Annotated in this window: 15 protein-coding genes; 8 read left to right on the top strand and 7 right to left on the bottom strand. The window is 39.8% G+C overall.

The window, feature by feature from the left end; all coding sequences use genetic code 11:
• The first annotated feature begins 573 nt into the window (after nucleotides 1-573).
• From AC1M87_RS07370 to AC1M87_RS07350, 5 genes are all read left to right on the top strand, one after another.
• Nucleotides 574-1,548: an MlaA family lipoprotein gene (locus tag AC1M87_RS07370; protein ID WP_481593346.1), complete on the top strand. Its 975-nt coding sequence runs from the start codon at nucleotides 574-576 to the stop codon at nucleotides 1,546-1,548.
• 117 nt (nucleotides 1,549-1,665) lie between these two features.
• Nucleotides 1,666-2,634, top strand: a complete 969-nt coding sequence (gigA, locus tag AC1M87_RS07365) for an RsbU family protein phosphatase GigA (RefSeq protein WP_035268527.1) — start codon at nucleotides 1,666-1,668, stop codon at nucleotides 2,632-2,634.
• A gap of 112 nt (nucleotides 2,635-2,746) precedes the next feature.
• Nucleotides 2,747-3,253: an anti-anti-sigma factor GigB gene (gene gigB, locus AC1M87_RS07360; RefSeq protein ID WP_035268529.1), complete on the top strand. Its 507-nt coding sequence runs from the start codon at nucleotides 2,747-2,749 to the stop codon at nucleotides 3,251-3,253.
• A 38-nt stretch (nucleotides 3,254-3,291) separates the two neighbouring features.
• A complete protein-coding gene (locus AC1M87_RS07355) occupies nucleotides 3,292-4,119 on the top strand; it encodes a carbon-nitrogen hydrolase family protein (protein ID WP_092768369.1) in 828 nt (275 codons plus the stop codon).
• Nucleotides 4,120-4,228: 109 nt separating this feature from the next.
• On the top strand, nucleotides 4,229-4,654 hold the full coding sequence (locus AC1M87_RS07350; protein WP_179998598.1) for an organic hydroperoxide resistance protein: 426 nt from the start codon (nucleotides 4,229-4,231) through the stop codon (nucleotides 4,652-4,654).
• Nucleotides 4,655-4,972: 318 nt separating this feature from the next.
• On the opposite strand, the gene AC1M87_RS07345 is transcribed toward AC1M87_RS07350, so the two are convergent.
• Nucleotides 4,973-6,670: a DUF4394 domain-containing protein gene (locus AC1M87_RS07345; protein WP_481593345.1), complete on the bottom strand. Its 1,698-nt coding sequence runs from the start codon at nucleotides 6,668-6,670 to the stop codon at nucleotides 4,973-4,975.
• A 616-nt stretch (nucleotides 6,671-7,286) separates the two neighbouring features.
• Complete coding sequence (gene gspE / locus AC1M87_RS07340) at nucleotides 7,287-8,774, bottom strand: type II secretion system ATPase GspE (RefSeq protein WP_481593344.1); 1,488 nt, start codon at nucleotides 8,772-8,774, stop codon at nucleotides 7,287-7,289.
• Nucleotides 8,775-8,873: 99 nt separating this feature from the next.
• Between gspE and AC1M87_RS07335 the strand changes: the two genes are divergently transcribed.
• Both AC1M87_RS07335 and AC1M87_RS07330 read left to right on the top strand, forming a co-directional pair.
• The gene (locus AC1M87_RS07335) at nucleotides 8,874-9,692 is read left to right on the top strand and encodes a hypothetical protein (protein ID WP_092768367.1); all 819 of its coding nucleotides are present in this window, start codon (nucleotides 8,874-8,876) and stop codon (nucleotides 9,690-9,692) included.
• A gap of 9 nt (nucleotides 9,693-9,701) precedes the next feature.
• A complete protein-coding gene (locus AC1M87_RS07330; RefSeq protein WP_481593343.1) occupies nucleotides 9,702-10,619 on the top strand; it encodes a mechanosensitive ion channel family protein in 918 nt (305 codons plus the stop codon).
• A 29-nt stretch (nucleotides 10,620-10,648) separates the two neighbouring features.
• Here the strand turns inward: AC1M87_RS07330 and AC1M87_RS07325 are convergent, their stop codons facing one another.
• Complete coding sequence (locus AC1M87_RS07325; protein WP_481593342.1) at nucleotides 10,649-13,360, bottom strand: DUF2339 domain-containing protein; 2,712 nt, start codon at nucleotides 13,358-13,360, stop codon at nucleotides 10,649-10,651.
• 160 nt (nucleotides 13,361-13,520) lie between these two features.
• On the opposite strand from AC1M87_RS07325, the gene polA reads away from it, so the two are divergent.
• Nucleotides 13,521-16,280 carry a DNA polymerase I gene (gene polA / locus AC1M87_RS07320; RefSeq protein ID WP_481593341.1) on the top strand — a complete coding sequence of 920 codons (2,760 nt, stop codon included), beginning with the start codon at nucleotides 13,521-13,523 and terminating at the stop codon, nucleotides 16,278-16,280.
• 78 nt (nucleotides 16,281-16,358) lie between these two features.
• Here the strand turns inward: polA and AC1M87_RS07315 are convergent, their stop codons facing one another.
• Genes AC1M87_RS07315 through AC1M87_RS07300 form a run of 4 tightly spaced genes read right to left on the bottom strand, consistent with a single transcriptional unit; the run spans nucleotide 16,359 to nucleotide 19,896 of the window.
• Nucleotides 16,359-16,907: a YggT family protein gene (locus tag AC1M87_RS07315; RefSeq protein WP_092768361.1), complete on the bottom strand. Its 549-nt coding sequence runs from the start codon at nucleotides 16,905-16,907 to the stop codon at nucleotides 16,359-16,361.
• 23 nt (nucleotides 16,908-16,930) lie between these two features.
• Complete coding sequence (gene proC / locus AC1M87_RS07310; protein ID WP_481593340.1) at nucleotides 16,931-17,761, bottom strand: pyrroline-5-carboxylate reductase; 831 nt, start codon at nucleotides 17,759-17,761, stop codon at nucleotides 16,931-16,933.
• 21 nt (nucleotides 17,762-17,782) lie between these two features.
• On the bottom strand, nucleotides 17,783-19,135 hold the full coding sequence (tilS, locus tag AC1M87_RS07305; protein ID WP_481593339.1) for a tRNA lysidine(34) synthetase TilS: 1,353 nt from the start codon (nucleotides 19,133-19,135) through the stop codon (nucleotides 17,783-17,785).
• Nucleotides 19,072-19,896 (bottom strand): acetyl-CoA carboxylase carboxyltransferase subunit alpha, encoded by an 825-nt coding sequence (locus tag AC1M87_RS07300; protein WP_481593338.1) that lies wholly within the window; start codon nucleotides 19,894-19,896, stop codon nucleotides 19,072-19,074. The genes tilS and AC1M87_RS07300 overlap by 64 nt, the downstream gene beginning before the upstream one ends.
• Nucleotides 19,897-19,909 lie beyond the last annotated feature (13 nt).

Raw genomic sequence — 19,909 nt, 5'->3', positions numbered from 1 at the left:
ATCAATAGTACCTAAAGGGTACCAATCTTGGCTCATCAATTACTGACAAAAAATTTGCTCAAATAAACTTCGAGAAATTTCTACCAATTATTAATGATAATATATATCGATCAATCAACCAGTAAAAATCCACACAAGTTGTTCTTCATAATCTCTTAATGATCTTCTTAATGCTTCGTCAGCATCAAGCTAGGTCGGCTATATTACCCTTTCTTTTCAGAAAGTCAACTAGAAATGTTAATTTATTTTCTAACTTATTCTCAAAACTTAGATCCAACCTATTCAGCTAAATCCTTGTTTTTCAACAAGTTTTAATCAACATCACCGCCGATGGATGTGCATTCTACAGCATTCCTCTCCCAATGCAACCTCTTTTGTAAAATTTAATTATATTTTCTTAACAAGTGATTATATTTTCTACAAAATCACTCTTTTTTCACGGTTAATTCACATTTTTTGTGCAAATATACTTTAGTAAACTGCTTTCAACTCTCGCTATAATGGCGTTATTCTGTTCGTACTTACTATTTATTTAATAAGACTAATATTCAGCTTTTATTCTAGGATGTTTTTATGCAGTACTCTCAACTTCTTTGGGTCAGTATGTTAAGTATTGGTTTAGCTGCACCCGCTTACGCCCAACAACCTGAGATTGCAGGCAATAAAGTTGCTGACGATACTGCATTATCTACATCTGATGAATTGTCTGCCACAAATGATAATAATCAGCCTTCAGACAACGATACTGCTAACGCCTCAAACCCTGCTTTAGAAAATTCAGTTAATACCAATGGATCTATCAAAGATTTAAAAAATTTAAAAATTGATAACTTCAAAGTCAATGCAACAGCAGCATTACCTGAAAATGAAAAAGATCCACTTCAACCTTTAAACAGACAAATCTATGCATTTAATGATGTTGTCGATCAAAATGTCTTGCGCCCTATAGCTGTGCAGTACGCTGATAAAATTCCAGAACAAGTTAGAGATTCAGTACGTGGCTTCCGAGACAATTTGGGTGAGCCATGGAATGCTGTAAATCAGGTTGCTCAAGGTCGCTTTAAACGTGCCGCACAAACGTTTGGTCGTTTTACATTAAATACAATTACAACGCTTGGTTTCGCTGATCCTGCACGTCGCTTATCTCTTCCGATGGAAGATGAGGATTTTGGAACTACTTTAGGCTATTACGGTGTCCCTTCTGGTCCTTACCTTGTTCTACCCTTTATGGGCCCAAGCACCTTCCGTGATACTGTTGGCCGCGTAGTAGATAGTCAAGCACGCCCTCAAAAATACCTACTCGATGGTCATGATCGTATTTATTATAGTGACTGGGCACTTAGCGCATTAGATACACGTGCTCAACTTTTAGAGATTGAACAAGTCTTGCAAGGTGATAAGTATGCAGCAATGCGTGATGCCTACTTACAACGAAAAAACTATGTTATTGCTGAAAAACGCGGTTTAGAAACTGGTTCTGGACTATTTATTGAAGATGATTTTTCAGATGATGAATCCTTCATGGATGAATCTATCGAATCTGAATAAAAGCCATATGTAAGTTAAAGTCTAAATCTTTTGTTTTTAGACTTTAACTTGGCGTTCGATATAAGTTCGTCTAAGATAGTTTTATAAATAAAGCATTTAGGATTGATTCTTTCATCTATGTATTTCATTCAACCCACTCGTGACATCCATCTTCTAGATAGCGTTCTAGAGGCTCTGCCGAGTTTACAAATGATTCATATAGATGATCTTCATCTTTACGATTCAACCATCATTGCCATTAGTGATGTTAATGATTTTCTGCAATATAAATGGACCCTCCCTACGATCGTGATAGGTCATGCAGATGAGGGACTTCAACTCTCGCAAGCATGGGAACTTGGCGCACTCGCTGGCTGGATTTGGGACCGTCTTCCAAAAGATCTCGCAAAATCGATTGCTAAAATTGAAGCAAAATACAAACGCAATCAGGACAGCCGCGACCTGCCCTCTGCAGCTGAATTACAAAAAAAACTATTACCCAACCCAATCGACCTACTTAATTATAAAGTCGAGACTTTATTTCAACCGTCAGCTTACTTATCTGGTGATTGGTATGATTATTGGAAACTCAGTGATCGTGAAATCTTATTTTATCTCGCGGATGTTTCTGGACATGGTGTAACAAGCTCACTTCTTACCTCTTGGATGGCTGCATTTCACGGTAGATCGAAAACCCCACGAGAACTTCTCAAAAAACTTAATGGCATGCTTTTGCAAGAGAACATTGAAAAGCATATTACAATGATTGCAGGCACATTGAATCTAGAGACCCACCAACTTAAGTGGTCCAGCGCAGGGCATTACCCTCCAGCAATTATCTTTGAACCTAATCAGGATGCTCGTATCCTCAACACCAGCAGTTTCCCCTTAGGGCTTACTGAAGACCTCGAAATTGAAGAGTTTGAATGTACGTTGAATCGTGGAGCTCGTTTTATTATTTGCTCAGATGGTGCGCTTGAACCTTTTGATGGTGGTTTGAATGAACAATTCACCCAATTGGTCTATCACTTGCAAAATCAATCATTCGAAGTTCCTGAACATGTTGCAGATGATATTGCAATACTCAGCTTCCAACGTCTAAATTAAGTTAATAATCAATAGTGTAGCTGTTTATAAATCGATCTACGACTGAAGACTACTTGAGTATCGACTTGCGCTATGTGATAATTTTAGCATCCTTTCTGCAAATGGCATTTATATGTCAACAGGTCATGTTGAATATGCAAGCTTGGATGGTACGCACATTTTCAAACTCATTGGAGAAGTGCGCGCTCAATCTTGTATAAGCCTTGATAAATTATTATCTCGGATTGAACAACAACAAAACGTCGTAGGCGCAATTGTTGATTTAACTCAAACTACATTCATAGACAGTACTGTGCTTGGAATCCTCGCAAAACTAGGATTAAAGCTCAAACAAGTGCATCAAGTTCAAGCTGTTATGTTATCTACTAACCCAGATATCACTACACTTGCGAACAGTATGGGTCTTGGTCAGGTTTTCGTAATTTTAAACTATTGCGGAGATCCGAATGTGTGCACGCGCGCTTTATTGGACGAACACATCACACATAATGCAATGCTTTCAACTGTATTAGATGCTCATCGTACATTAATGAAATTAAATGCTGATAACCAAAATATGTTCGAGCCTTTGGTTAAACAATTAGAACAACAACAAGATACCATCGATCACAGCATCTGATATTCTCTTAAGCATACTGAGCGCTTAAGGAGAACCTCATGACAACCTTACTTTCTGTCACCCAAATGAACTCCCAAAATGATATTGAAAATAACTTTCAAGTCATTGAATCATTGTTAGCAAAAAGTAAGAATCAAGGGGCCTCCTTGATCGTTTTCCCGGAGAATTTCGTTTGTTTTGCGGCAGGCAAACAGCGTGAGACTGCTGAACGATTTGAAGAAATACAATCTCGTTTAGAACAACTTGCTCATCAATATCAAATGTGGATTGTTGCTGGGACACTCCCCTGTCCTTTTCGCCCAGACGGCACCATTGTGCCAGATGGTCGTGTCAGAACAACCAGTCTTTGTATTAGCCCTGAAAAGACAGAAGCACGTTATGACAAGATTCATTTATTCGATGTTCAAGTCGGTGATGCGGTAGGTGGATATCAAGAATCTAAGTTTTTTGAACCAGGTGATCACACCGTCATTGCTAAAACTCCATTTGGCAATATTGGTTTAATGGTCTGCTATGACCTTCGTTTTCCTGAACTTGCTTTAAAGCTGCGCGCACAAGGCGCAAATATTTTAACAGCACCTTCTGCTTTTACTTACACGACAGGTCAAATGCACTGGCAATTACTTTTACAAGCTCGTGCCATGGATAGTCAATGCCAAGTTTTAGGCTCAGCTCAACAAGGGTGGCACGGTGAAAAAAGACAAACCTGGGGTCACTCTGGTGCTGCGAATTCTCGTGGTCAATTGTTAGATATCATCTCTGAAGAAGGTGCTCAAATGATTACAGTTCCGTTTGACATCGATGAACAGAAAAAAATTAGAGAATCGATGCCATTAATTCAGCATCGTAAACTTATTCAGCTTTAACCTGCTCACACATAAAAAATTGAATACCAAGCTTTACAAAATTACCGCTTATCATTCCTTTTAAATCAGAGAGTATAGATATTCACCTATACTCTATCTGGAAGGAATCATGTCATTAGAAAAAGTTGTTTATACCGCACATGCAAAAGCTACTGGTGGGCGTGATGGTCGTGCTACATCATCAGATCAAATTTTAGATGTTCAGCTCGCTGTACCAAAAGAAATGGGTGGTCCCGGTGGTGGAACAAATCCAGAGCAATTATTTGCTGCTGGTTATTCTGCATGTTTCTTAGGTGCGATGAAATTTGTTGCCAACCGCGATAAATTGAAAATCACACCAGATGCTTATATTGAAGGTGAAGTGAGTATTGGTCCTATTCCAACTGGTTTTGGAATAGCAGCCACTTTAAATATTCATCTGGAAGGCTTGGATAAAGAGCAAGCTCAAAAGCTAGTAGATGCTGCTCATATCGTTTGTCCATATTCAAATGCAACACGTGGCAATATTGATGTGACCTTGAATGTGATTGTTTGATCCAGTTGTTTCAATCCTAAAAATCACGCTGATATGCATATTGCATCTCAGCTTTTTTGTGGTTATAAGTTAATTTCAACTTAGAAAAAGAAATTTTATGTTAGGTGGGATCAAGTAGATTTATGTGTATCTAAAGGAATAATGACTCTTTGCCTCAGCTTGCAGTAATCAGTCCTGCAGCTTAATTTAAAGAAAAATAGTGATTTGGAGATACCTCCACTAACTAGTTCAGTATCTCCAAAATTTCCGTCTTCAACTATATCAATTCAAAAGTACATATGTCTTTTTAACTATTACTCTTTTAATCTAGCAAGTAAACTATTTAAAAAGTATTGCTAAGTCAATTAAGGCGGGCGTTGTAATTGAGCCGATCATTGACTTCATAACACTAGGCGTCCCATTAACGGAAATAGCTGGACGTGCACGAGGAGTTGTAAGTGCTGTATCGCTATTTAGATCTATACGGTATAGGATAGAAGCACCATTATTGTTGCTTATTGCCGCTAGAGCTAATCCATTATCACCACCAGCAATATCGAAACCATCATTCAAGCTTAAGTTCACGCCAAGACTACCTAATCTCACCAATGTTCCATCATTGGGTGGAACTTGCTTCGTCAGTAACTGATTGGCCTGATCTAGATTAAATAATTCGGTGCTAAGAGCTGAAATAGGTGTTTTAAAACTGTTGGTATATGCCGCAGCGCTAATCACTGCATTTGTGATCCCATTAATTTTGCCATCTTGAATGGTTTCACCCGTATCGACATTGATTCGCAGATTTTGCCCTGAATTACTGATGACTCTTAAACGGTCAGCCGTTGGATTGAAGTCAACAGCAAACTGTGTGCCGTCTAGAGTACTAAAGTTACTACCCGTGCCTGCTTTAAGTGCAGTCACAAGTGTTGCAGCACCAGAATTTGGGTTAATGGTATACAAGTTTGCTTGATTAGTTAAACCATATAGTGTATCGGTTTTATCAGCAGCAGTACGTAATCTAAAATCAATACCTACGAATTTCTCATTGACCAATACGCCTGTAATTTTTTGTTCGGTCGTATCATTTGGACTATTGATTTCAAATCTAATTAAAGAATTATTATTGGTCAACCCAATTCCTTTTGAAGTGGTTTCTTCTGCTCGATTAAGCGCAATCCCACGAATGGAGGTTTGACGATATTCGTTAGGCAAGTCGCTTGTCTCAAAAATAGCGTTATTGGTCGTTCCGACTTGAGCAAGATTAACTTGAAATAGTTTATATGCACCCGAGACTTTTAATGCAGCAAAACCAATATTATTTATTGGGTCTATATCAAAACCACCGTTATTCGATACATCCTGACCTAAGGGTGCAGAGATACCTAATGTTCCGGCATTTGCATTTTGCAGATAAATGCGATCTGTCGAAGATTCGATACTGTATAATTTTGTACTTGCCGTTCCAGCAAAAGCATTGGTATAAGCTGCGGCACTTACTTCGGTTGTAGCATCACCAACCCGACTAATTTCTCCATCGGTGATGGTGAGACCTGTATCAACATTAACTCTTAGGTTTTGACCATCTTGACCAATAATTCTTAGACGATCCGCAGCAGGGTTGAAATTCACGCTAAGCGCATCAGGATTGGAAGTAATTTTACTAAAAGCTGCATTACCATCTGTCGTATCTGCTGGATCAGCTGTCATTTTAATAACGAATTTTGCTACTCCAGAACTTGGATTTAACGTGTAAATATTACCCAACAAACCTACTGCATATAACTTTCCATCACTTGGACGATGGTCCATTCCAACCAGCTGATCCCCAGAAACTAAACCTGAAATTTTAATATTTGAAATCAGCGAACTAGGTTGGTCGTGATTGAGTGAGCTAATCATACCGTCACTGGTCAGTACCAAGAGATTACCAGTAGCATTTGTTGGAGGAATAGGCTCAGATGAATTTGAATCATTACATCCAACTAATCCGATACCACCGAGTGCGGTGAGGGTGCAGATGAGTGTTTTGAGTTCCATGTATAATTTTCCTTAATTACTGATATTTGATTTTGAAGAACTTCTGATTACACGGTTCAATATGTAAAACAACTCAGCTTTGCTGAGAAACACGTCGAGGTATCTTTAGACTTGGAAAGGATCATTCTCTATAGTTAAGCATGTAGAATACATAGAAATGTAGATCTTCAAGTTCAATGTCTGTCGCATGTTAATTAACCATATGTTTTTATTATTTTTTAGTAAATATATGTTTTATAGCTATTGTTTTGTATTGTTAGATCTATTTGGTAATACTTCACAGATTTTTCACATTATGTATGAAACCAAATGCAAAATTAAATTATCACATTGCAAAATCTAAATATTACATAATCTTTAATTTTGTAAAATAATTTTAGTGAGATGTCTTACAGTAATGGCGTTTTGACATAAGATAATTCATAAATATTCCTATAATTGACCTTATAAACCTTATTCAAAATTATTTTTATTTATGAATGTAATTCATTACCTTATGCGAATGCGAAATGCCCAACTATTATAATTGGGCTCTTTTGTTGAATCCTCAGCTTTCGAGCTTACTTTCAAATCAGCGCTTCTTCGTTTTATCGAGAATTATTAAATAATCTCTGAATCACTCCGCCGCTTCATTTGTTACTCGAAGTACTTCCTCTAATGTACTCTTACCTTCAAGCACCTTTCGTAACCCATCATCACGTATCGAACCTGACTGCTGACGAGCATAGTTTTCAACTTCAAACTCTGCAGCATTCCCATGAATCAGACGGCGCATTCCATCATCAACAGGGGCGATTTCATAAATGGCGGTACGACCACTAAAACCTGTATGCGCACAATGTTCACATCCCTCTGGTTGAGGCAGATTGAGTGCAGTACCATCATGGACATTCTTAAAAATTTCTTTTTCAAAATCATCCGCGGCACGCCAACTATGACAATGCGAACACAAAGTACGAACCAATCGTTGCGCAATCACACCAATTAAAGAACTCGATAGAAGGAATGGCTCAATTCCCATGTCTTTTAAACGCGTCACTGCACCAATCGCAGTATTGGTATGCAACGTCGACAATACCAAGTGACCCGTCAAGGATGCTTGCACAGCAATTTCTGCAGTTTCTAAATCTCGGATCTCCCCCACCATCACCACATCGGGATCTTGACGAAGCATCGCTTTCAATGCACGCGCAAATGTCATATCCACTTTAGTGTTAACCTGAGTTTGTCCAATACCTTCAAGTTGATATTCAATTGGATCTTCCGCGGTCAAAATATTCTTAGATCCGTCATTTAAATCCGAGAGTGCAGCATAAAGTGTCGTCGTTTTACCAGAACCTGTCGGTCCGGTCACGAGAATGATACCGTGAGGACGATGCACTAATTGGGTTAATCGCTCGTAATCATCTTTCATCAGACCCAAATGGGTCATATTTAAACGACCTGCTTGCTTGTCTAAAAGACGCATTACTACGCGCTCACCATGTGAAGAGGGTAAAGTCGAAACACGGACATCCACCTCACGACCTGCCAGTCGTAAAGAGATACGACCATCCTGAGGTATTCGCTTTTCAGCAATATCAAGTTTTGCCATTACTTTAATACGTGAAACCAACAATGGCGCAAGTTCACGACGTGGTTGCACGATTTCTCGAAGTTGCCCATCAACACGTAAACGAACCGATAACTTTTTTTCAAAAGCTTCAATATGTATATCTGATGCACTCACTCGAATGGCTTCGGACAATAATGCGTTAATCAATCTAACAATCGGAGCATCGTCTTCCTGATCCATCAGATCTTCTGCTTCAGGTACTTGATCGGCTAAACTTAACAAGTCAGGATGATCTTCCAAACCAGCAGCCACTTGCTGAGACTCGCCTGTCTCGCCAGCATAACTTGAACTGAGTAACTGACTAAAATCTTGTTCAGTCGCCAATTGATATTGGGCTGTACGCCCCACGTAACGGCGTGCTTCTTGCAAAGCAACCAAAGCAGTATCTTGACGACGGACAATAAAAACTTGATCCCCTTCATAACGCAACAAAACGCCATGCTTTTTTGCAAAACTATACGGTATTTGTATTTGTTTAAGTACTTGCATAAGGGATGATAATCATGATTAAAATTACCTCGAGTGTACTCTAAGCATTTGACAGCGTGAAGACAGTTTTTTAATGAATTTATTTAAGGATATTCCCTATTGTCACTAGATCAGAAACTTGAGCAAAACCCTTCGACTTTAAGATGGTGGGGTGAGCAGCATTTTGAACTCAATCAAGTGCGTGCTTGGCAATTTGGTTCATTGCTCTTTCGACTCACTCGTGGCTTACAAGAATGGCGCATGGAGTACTACCGTCCTCAAATTCAATACGACTACGAACAAAAGTGGCAGGAAATGGATGACCCCCATTTTTCATTTCCTCGTCCTGTGCATGTAGAACGTTACATGTTCAGGGAAACTCACCCTAAAATTCAATTGATACCACGTCTTGCAGATCGATCTGTGGTGATCCGTCCTGTAGACCCAATTTACATTCCAGCTGGTCAACGTGGCACGCTTTATATTAGTACCCCTCTGTGGCTTTCAGGTTATGTCGAAAGCCAAAAGACCCCATTATTCGATATACCGGTCATTATGCCTAAAGATACATGGTTCGGACCTGATCAACGCAGTGGTGAAATGTGTTACGCCACTTCAGTTGATGGTCGAACAGAACTCAAACAACTTCGTCCACGTGCATTTCGTGCAGTCACTCCAATTGACTTTCACAATGTCAGTGGACATCAACTCCGTTTCGATCGAATGAATGTACCTGTTCCTGCCCTGCCTTTGTTTTATAGTGAAAGTACAGAGCGATTATGGACGTCACAAATTAAAGTCATTCACGAAGGGATGGATCGACCAGCACGTATTCGTATTGAAAATCGCACCCCACCATTGGCTGGTGATGTAATTTATGTCAATCCAGCACGTGCCCCAGGTAGTACTTTATTTAACATGTTTGATTCATTCTTCTAAGGGGGGCATATGGCAGATAGTCTTACCGGCACCATTGCTGATAGCCTCAAAAGTATATTTACCAATATCAATACGGATCGCCTAACTGAAATTATTATTGCGATTGTGCTTTGCTTTATTGGATTCCTTTTTGCTCGACTCGTTTCCAATACTTTTGTGAGAACGATCGGCGCCAAATTTAATGCTCATCAGCGTTTGGTATGGCGGCGCGGTATTTTTTATTTTATTTTCCTCATCTTTGTGATGGCGAGTTTAAAAGAAGCAGGTTTTAAATTAAGTGTATTTCTAGGTGCCGCTGGTATTTTGACCGTAGCGCTGGGTTTTGCATCTCAAACCTCTGCGACGAACTTGATCAGCGGTTTATTCTTGATTGGTGAAGGTTCTTTTGAAATTGGTGACACCATTCAAATTACGTTAATTCGTGGACATACCATCGAAGGTGAAGTGATCTCCATTGATTTACTGTCTGTCAAATTACTGACTCAAGATAATGTCTATGTCCGTTTACCTAATGAGCAATTAATTCGTGCTCCCGTACACAACCTTTCTAAATTCCCGATACGGCGCATCCCCATTACACTTGCAATCAACTTTCATGAAGACATCATTAAAGTACGAGAAGTTTTATTAAAAGTGGCCAACAGCTATCCTTTAGTGTTAGCAGATCCCAAACCTGCTGTAACGGTAACCGCATTCCGTGAATCTTCAATCGAATTGTTATTCGCCATTTGGTGCCAACAGGAAAACTTTTTAAAAGTGCGTGATGAAATGCAAGAGCGGATTCGAAACGGTTTTGTTGATCACCATATTGAAATTCCTGTACCTAAAATGGGTTTTGTTGATCGCCCTCCACAACCCTCGTTAACAGATGAGGAAATAGACCAATACGCCAATGCTAAGGAAATCAAAAGAGAGCCTAAATTATAATGAATTAAGGTCAATGCTTGATCTCAGGATCAAGCATTAGTCTCTTCTACTCGATTTTGCTCTGGCGCTGGGGCGATGTACGCAATAATCAGCATCAATCCTCCCGCGCCTAAAAATGATAAAACTCGACTTAGAGTGCCGATATGGGATAAATCTAACAATACCAATTTAAAAGTCACGATCGCCAAAATACTTGCACCAAACATCCATACCACTCGATTATGGATGACAGCGGCATATTTCATCACAATGAATGCCATGACCACCCACAATAATGTCAACGCCAATTGCACTGCAGAATCTTGCCAAATGATCCACTGGTTATAAGGTGTAGCAAAATAAAAATGTAAGGCTCTAAGAAGTACATAACTACTTACCCATAGCACAGCGAGTAAGATCAAGAATGCGCCAAGTGTTCGCTCTAGCCCCATTCTGATTTGACTGCGAAGCACCTGAATAAGAACCCACAAACCAGCCAGACTGACGACATCAATAGGATTTAAGATTGGGATAAAATATTTCCAAAAAGGTTCTACCACCCAAATTTGTGAGCTGACAATCCAGCACAACAATAAAATGAGACTAGTCTTAGTTAACCAAAGCTTATTCAAGTCTGTTGTTTTAGAAACACTATAGCCATAAAGTATCAACGGTAAAAGAACAGCTCCCATCATAGGTGACATTGAAACTACACCCACACTGGCACAAGCTAAAGAAGCGAGTCCACCAAAGGCGATCCATTCATTTTCATACTGAGCATTTGAAATTGGTTTTAACCACAGATAGCTCAGGCCCAAACAAGCCAAGATAAACAAGCCTTGCTCACCAAATGACTGCCAGACGATGACTCCTTGAGTGTATTGATCGATCAGCATAATAGCTGCGAACACTACAATAGGAATCAGCCCCAACCATTTTGGTAATAACCATGACCATGAGACTACTTGACGCGGTTGTAAGACTAAATTAGCAGCAAAATAAATCGCAGTTGTGAATGCAAGTGTGTAGATTAATCTCATCGGTTCACTAAAACTTTCCACACCTTGATATAGCAGTAAAAGACTCGCAAAAAAAGAAAAAATAGACAGGAAAATTTTATCTGACAGTGTCAGCTGTTTTTGATAACGCATCACAACATTGGAGACCGCAATCGCAAGGATATAACTTAGACCTAGTAACCATGGGATGCTATTTGGAATTGATGCTAACTCGATCAAATAGTATAAATACGAAAATAATCCAACTGCTAACAACGCATAACCTAATGTTCGCCCTACCCTAAACTCACGATGCAAGCCCCACATTAAAATAAGCAGTCCTTCAATGATCCACCCGATCACACTCCATGCTTGTGGAATCAAGATCGGCGGGATAAAACTTAGAAAAATAAAACCTAACATTAAATAATTTTGTTTAATCGGCGTATCAAATTTTGCGTGCTGCACAACTTTAAAAATCGCAAAGTGAGTCAATGCAAAACCCAAACACAAGGCAATTTGAACCGATGTTTGATCTAAATACATGAGATGTAAAAATGCATATGCGACCAAGGGACTGACATAAATCAATGCGGAGTCAATAATACGCTGACCTAAATGAGCTTGATTTTGATGTGTAGCGAGCTGGTTAAATCTGAAACCCAACCAAATAAATACACTCGCATGTACAATAACTAGACAGGATAAAACGAATCTCTCTGCAACACTGCCATTCAGAAAGCCATAACCACCACCGATAACAACAATGAGCAGCAACGCTATTTGAGTGAGTATTTTCCATGGATGTAATGTACAAATTACACCTACAACACAATTGACCGCTAGATAATAAGACAGTAATTGAGCTGAGGAAAAATCTGCATGAGGTAATGTGAACGGTGCAATATAAGCAACCAAAACTCCCATCAGGGAAAGCTCCACTGACCGCTGTTTTAAAATCAGTATGACCAACGACAGCATGCTCAAGCTGTAAAGCGTAATCGTATTAATGAGATTTAACAGATCATAGTGATAAGCAAATAGAATACTTAATAACAATCCCGCAAAACCCAGTCCTTGTAAAGCAAGACCAAAGCCGCGGTTTTTTTTCTGTATATGATAACCAAAGGCAACACATATGACGGCGATGACAGCAACAGCCAAAAGTTTGATTGAAAGACTTAAGGTCCAATGTTCAACCATATATCTCAATAATAAGACGACCCCAATCACTAGGACGGTAATCGCAACTTTCAGGACAGGATTCCCATGAAAGATCCATCGTCTGATTTGCGCCCCAAAACCCAAATCATCCTGCTGATTTGTGTGGATTCCCTCTGAACCTTGTAAAATACTTGTGATGCTGGTCTGATCGTCTGGATCTTGTTTTATTAGCTTTTCCTGTAAAGCACCGATTTGAATTAATCGTCCCTCAAGTTGTCGCAACCAGTTTAGAAAAAAATAAATCCAGAGCGTTAAACCTAATCCAACCAACCATGTCCAATCAAACAAGCTGCCAATTAGTGCAAGAAATGACGAAATATATAAGGGCAATCGTGATGTATTCTGTTTCGAATAATGAGTCTGTTGCTCAATGTTGGTAAGCGGTTTTTCAATATGATGGGCATATTGCATAACACTTATGAGGAATGCAGCAACACATAAAAACGTAATGATCGGCAACGCTAGAACCCAAGTACTGATCGCTACTATGATGAGTAGCATCAACCAAATCATTTTTATTTCACTATGTTGCTTCAGCATACACATCATTCCTTTTTAGCTAGATTGATGATACCTCAGCAAGAATTAGCATTTTGCGTTTTTCATCGCATATTCTGTACACTTGATTGCAAATCTTGTATCAGCGCAACTGCTGAAAATCACGTACAATGAAAAAGTTAATTGGATTAGGAACGTTTCAATGCCACCATTTGTCTTGGTCGATGGGTCATATTTTTTATTTCGTGCTTATCACGCACTACCACCGCTAACGACGTCAACAGGTTTACAAACCAACGCAATTCGCGGAGCTATTTCTGCTATCCAAAAGTTAATGCGTCGTGTTCAACCTACACACATGGCTGTCATTTTTGACACACCTGAACCAACTTTCCGTCATCAACTTTCCCCAATATATAAAGGGGATCGACCGAGCATGCCTGACGAACTCGCTCAACAAATTCCGTATTTACATAATTTAATACGCGCTTTAGGTATCCCACTCCATGCCATTCCAGGCGCGGAAGCCGATGATATCATCGGTACGCTGGCAAAACGTGCAGAAAAAGAAGGCTATCAAGTCTTGATTTCCACAGGCGATAAAGACATGGCTCAATTGGTCACGGACAAAGTGACACTTGAAGACAGTTTTAAAGACAAGCCCATGGATGTGAATGGCGTTTTTGAAAAGTTTGGTGTTTGGCCGAACCAAATTATTGATTATTTAACCCTCATGGGAGATGCCTCTGACGGCATCATGGGCGTTCCTGGTATCGGGGCAAAGACTGCGGCTAAACTGCTGAATGAATATGGTTCAATAGGCGGAATTCTTGAAAATGTCGATAAAATTAAAGGCAAAGTAGGCCAAAATATTAAAGACAATGCAGATGGTATTGCGCTAGATCATCAGCTAGCAAGTATTGTTTGTGACTTAGACATGAATCTGACCTACGATGATCTTAAACTCCGAGATCCAAATGTTGCAGAGTTACGTCAGCTTTACACCGAACTTGAGTTTAGAAATCAACTTCAGTCTCTAGATCATCCCAACAATCCAAATAGTGCTGCGTATAAACAATCAAGTCAAGTTATCGCAAAACCGAGTAATGCAACATCGAAAATCGAAGACCAAGCGGTTCAAACTAGTGTAGATGATCAGCTTGGCGAGGCAACTTACCATACCGTTTTAACACCAGCGGATTGGGAAAAACTCTTTCAAAGATTGACTACTGAGAAACGCTTTGCTTTCGATACTGAAACCACAAGTTTAGATTATCGTGTTGCAGAGATGGTAGGCTTCTCTGTGGCATTTGATGCCCAAGATGCATATTACGTTCCGCTTGCTCACGACTATGAAGGTGCTCCAGAGCAATTGGATCGCGACGCTATTCTTGCGCAGATCAAACCAATTTTAGAAAACGCTGAGATTGAGAAGATTGGTCATCATTTAAAATATGATGCTCATATTCTCGAAAATCATGGAATTCATTTACAAGGCTGGTACTTTGACACCATGCTTGCCTCGTACGTGCTCAATGCTGTGGCGACGCGCCATGGTATGGATGACGTTGCGCGCGTTTATCTTAGCCACTTAACCACCACTTACGAACAAGTGGCTGGCAAAGGTGCTAAACAAAAAACCTTTAATCAAATTGAAATCGAAACAGCAGCTCATTATGCCGCTGAAGATGCCCATGTAACCTATCGTTTGTATGAGGTATTGGAGCGTAAGCTTAAAGAAATCCCAGAGCTTCTCAATATTCTTCATCAAATCGAAATGCCGACAGCTGCAGTTCTGACGACGATGGAAGAAAATGGAATTCAGCTCGATTTGAGTTTCCTCGATCAATTGGGTCAAGAATTTTCTAATACAATTCTAGAGTTAGAAAATCAGATTATTGAAATCGCGGGTCAACCTTTCAATGTCAGCTCACCTAAGCAGGTGGGTGATATTCTTTTTGATAAGTTAGGTTTAAAAGGTGGTAAGAAAACTTCAACAGGTCAATACAGTACCAGCGAAAGCATTCTTGAGAAAATTGATCACCCGATCGCTGCACTTATTTTAGAATATCGCGGCTTGTCTAAGTTAAAAAGTACCTATACTGACGGTTTAATCAAACAAGCCAATAACGAAAGTCATCGTGTTCATACCAGCTACCATCAAGCTTTAACCGCAACTGGACGATTATCTTCTACTGATCCTAATCTTCAGAATATTCCAATTCGCGAAGAGATCGGTCGTCAAATCCGAAAAGCTTTTGTTGCACCTGAAGGTCGGGTTTTACTTGCTGCCGATTACTCACAAATTGAACTACGTCTTATGGCACATTTTTCACAAGATGAGGCTTTAGTTGACGCGTTTAATCACGGCCAAGATGTTCATCGCCGTACTGCAGCAGAAGTATTAAATATTGCTTTGGATGATGTAACCAATGATCAACGTCGCCAAGCCAAGGCCGTCAACTTTGGATTACTTTATGGCATGTCTGAGTTTGGTTTAACACGTCAATTGGGATTCACACGCGAAGAATCTCAAAATTACATTAAACAATATTTCCATCGCTATCCTGGCATTTATGAATATATGCAACGCACACGACAAGTCGCATTAGAACAAGGCTTTGTTGAAACCATTACAGGGCGACGCTTATACACACCAGATATCGATGCGCGCAATATGATGATTCGAAAGGCAGCTGAACGCGCTGCAATTAATGCGCCTCTTCAAGGTTCTGCTGCGGAGATTATCAAAATGGCAATGATCGAAGTAGATAAAATTCTACCTAAAGATCAGGCCAAATTATTATTGCAAGTTCACGATGAATTAGTGTTTGAGGTAGATGAAGCGATCGCTGACGAGATCGCTATTAAAATCGCAGATGCAATGCAAGGTGTTGTTCAACTCTCTGTGCCACTTGTTGTTGAAGTCGGCAAAGGGAAAAACTGGGGCGAAGCGCACTAATTTCTAAGATTCTTAGATTGTAAAAAAGGACTCAAATGAGTCCTTTTTTATGAAATTGTTTAAATCCACAATTTAGATTTAACCAATTGATTTCAACATGATTTCAGCAATATAAAGTGTAAAGAATGCAAGGATAGGAGAAAGATCAATCATCCCTAAATTTGGCATTACTTTACGGAATGGTGCCAACATCGGTTCAGCTAATTCTTGAATCACTTCAATATATGGTGAACGTGTTTGTGAAAACATCAAAATCCAACTACATATAATGTAAGCAAACAGCAAATATTTAAGAATTGAAATTAATGCCTGCAACATTGAAAGTACTGTTGAACCAATAAAGTACAATGCATCGCCTGTTGGTAAGGCATTTAAATATTTATAGCCAAATACCTTAAGAAAATACAACAACACGATCAGCACTAAAGCTGCTAGATTTACACGCCCCTGTGCCACAGTTGGCAAGATTCGTCCAAACACATCTACAATTTTAGTTGCTTTCACTGTCGATAGTACAACAGGGTTATATGGACTGACTGCCGCTAATTGCATTAAAAAACGGAAAAATACCAATAAAATCGCAACATTAATGATAATGTCAAAAAATAGCGCAGAGTTCGCACCCATACTTCAATTTTCCTAAAATTTAGTTATTTAGAACTATCACTTAATTCCTGAGCGAGCTCCTGACTGCGTTTTTTTGCAGCCGCAAGAGCAGCTTGAATATTCTGTGAAATTTGCGCTCGATCAAAAACTTCCAAGGCCGCTTGAGTTGTACCATTTGGTGATGTCACATTTTTACGCAGTTCAGATGGCGTATTAGAACTGGTGATCGCCATTTGTGCAGCACCGAGAGCTGTTTGTAGCGTTAATGCTGTTGCAGTTTTCTCATCCAAGCCTAAATTTTTCCCAGCACGAATCATACTTTCCATCATATAGAAAAAGTACGCTGGACCTGACCCCGATACCGCAGTTACTGCATCAATTTGCTCTTCTGAGTTTACCCAAAGTGTTAAGCCTGTTGCAGCTAAAATCTGACTTGCCAATTCACGCTTTGCTTGGTCAACAACGTCATGAGCATATAAACCATGGGCACCTGTTTGAACCAATGCGGGTGTATTAGGCATGACACGAACGATAAACTCCGTCCCCGTTAATGCAGCAATCGTTGCAATTTCAGCTCCTGCTACTATCGAAACAATTAACTTATTCTCAAATTTATCTTTTAACGGTTTAAGAACTTGTGCGAGTACTTGTGGTTTCACCGCCAGAACAACAACATCAGCATTTTGGATCGCGTCTTCATTATTGTCTGTAACTTGAATTTCTTTTTCTTTTAATAACTCTCTCACACGTTCTACAGGATCGGAAACTGTAATACGCGTTGTTGGTAAACCACGACTAATCAACCCTCCAATTAGGGCTTGAGCCATATTACCACCACCAATGAAACAAATATTACAGTTTAACGCAACACTCATGAACGACTCTCAACCTTGATTTTATAGCGATGAAACTAACTTTGGCTGCCAACCACCGACTTCACAATACTCTGATTCAGCCAGCCAAAACCCTTTTGGCGTGAAAACACCAAGCATAACATTATCTAAGCTTAAAATTTGAATAGTATGACGCTTCCATGGAAAAATTTGTGCCTCTTGAATTGCTTTTTTTAATGGCCATTTCCCCACACGTCCATGCAAATGGACTTTTTCCCCACCTTGACGATAATGCAATGTCAAAGGCTGATTTAAAAGTTCTGTACGCAGACCATACTCTTCCTGATGTTGGCAGATCTTAAATTGACCCGAAGCTAAATTTACAACTTGCTGGATTTCAAATTTTATTTCTGAATCAGTTGTATTCGATTCTGCTAAGTATGCATCCTTAGCAACTCGATATAAGACGTTTTGGAAACGAACATAATATTGTCCATTCCAATGCAATGCTGCTTGTGCATCAGGTTTCGCCAAAATAACTTCTTCATTCAACCGCTCTACCATCTCAAATGCAGGACGGTATTGATCCTTACCTTTCATCCAATTGGATAAAAGTTGTCTTCTTCTTGCTAAACTTAATTGATTGAGTTGTCGTAAATCTAGATGATCATCATCGCCACAGAACGCCAAATCTTGCAGTAAAACCTCTTGCAAAATTTCATCCGCATCTTGCATCAGCACACTAGTTCTCACAATCGCCTGTTGCATTTTAGGGAATCGGCTTTGCAAAATATTCCAAAGCTCATGACGGCACCAAGCTCGATCATAGTGCGTATCAAAATTGGTCGGGTCATCCACGTAGGGCAATTTGAGTTGTTCTACCCATTGGCAAATCTGCTCACGACTTAGATTCAATAATGGTCGCCAAATAATGATGTCTTCACGTGAATCTAATAATTTCATCGCGGACAACCCCTGTATTCCAGCACCAGAGAACAAACGTAATAATACGGTCTCAGCTTGATCCTGCTGATGATGTGCCAGTACTAAAATATCTGTGTCGGATAAATGATGTTTAAAAGCTTGATAACGTGCTGCTCGAGCTTGCTGCTCCAAATTCCCTTCAGCAACTTGAACTGTCTCGAGAACCACAGGGATGTGCGCTGCTATACAAAATTGATGGACGAATTCGGCCCATTCCTGATTTGCAGATTGCAACTGGTGGTTAATATTAATCGCACGGATTTTTTGGGGAATTAATTGAGACATGACATACAGCAACAGCATGGAATCCATGCCGCCACTGCATCCCACTAAGAACGTGTGTTCATCACCAAATTTGGCAATTTGTTTTAAGAAGCTAGACCTGAATTGTCGCTGCCAAACTTCATTAAACGTTGGTAACGTGCTTCGCATCTTGCATTTGCATCCATTGGAACAAGCTCATCAAGTGCAGCTTGTAACACATGTTTTAAATTATCCATGACTACGTCTGGCTGAAGATGAGCACCCTCACCTTCATCTACAACATACTCAACAATACCAAGTTCTTTCAGTTTATCCGCAGTGAGTGCAAGTGCTTCACTCGCTTGCTCAGCTTTTTCAGCAGTTTTCCAAAGAATTGAGGCACAACCTTCAGGTGAAATCACAGAATAAATACTGTGAGAGAGCATAATCACACGATCTGCAACGCCAATGCCTAATGCGCCGCCAGAACCACCCTCGCCTAGAACAGTCGCGATGACAGGTACTTTTAAACTTGAGAGTTGAGCTAGACTCGTTGCAATTGCTTCTGCTTGTCCACGCTCTTCAGCACCTACACCAGGGTATGCACCCATGGTGTCAATAAATGTGAAAACTGGAAGATTAAAGCGTTCAGCCATATCAAGTAAACGCTGAGACTTGCGATAGCCTTCTGGATTACTCATCCCAAAATTATGCTGTAACTTTTCACGTGTACTACGACCACGATGTTGACCAACCACCATCACAGCCTGACCATTAAAACGTGCTAAACCGCCAACCATTGCACCATCATCACCATATAAACGGTCACCATGAAGTGCATCAAATTCTGTAAAAATTTCGCTCACATAATCTAAAAATTGTGGGCGATCTGGATGACGCGCAATTTGAACCGTTTTCCATGCTTTAGATTGAGCAGCTTTATTTTTCATAAGTCGATGAATA

It is taken from the genome of Acinetobacter sp. 24-47-62 (genome assembly GCF_056779765.1).
Note: the sequence above shows the minus strand (reverse complement) of the source record. Positions and strands in the feature narration are given on the sequence as shown.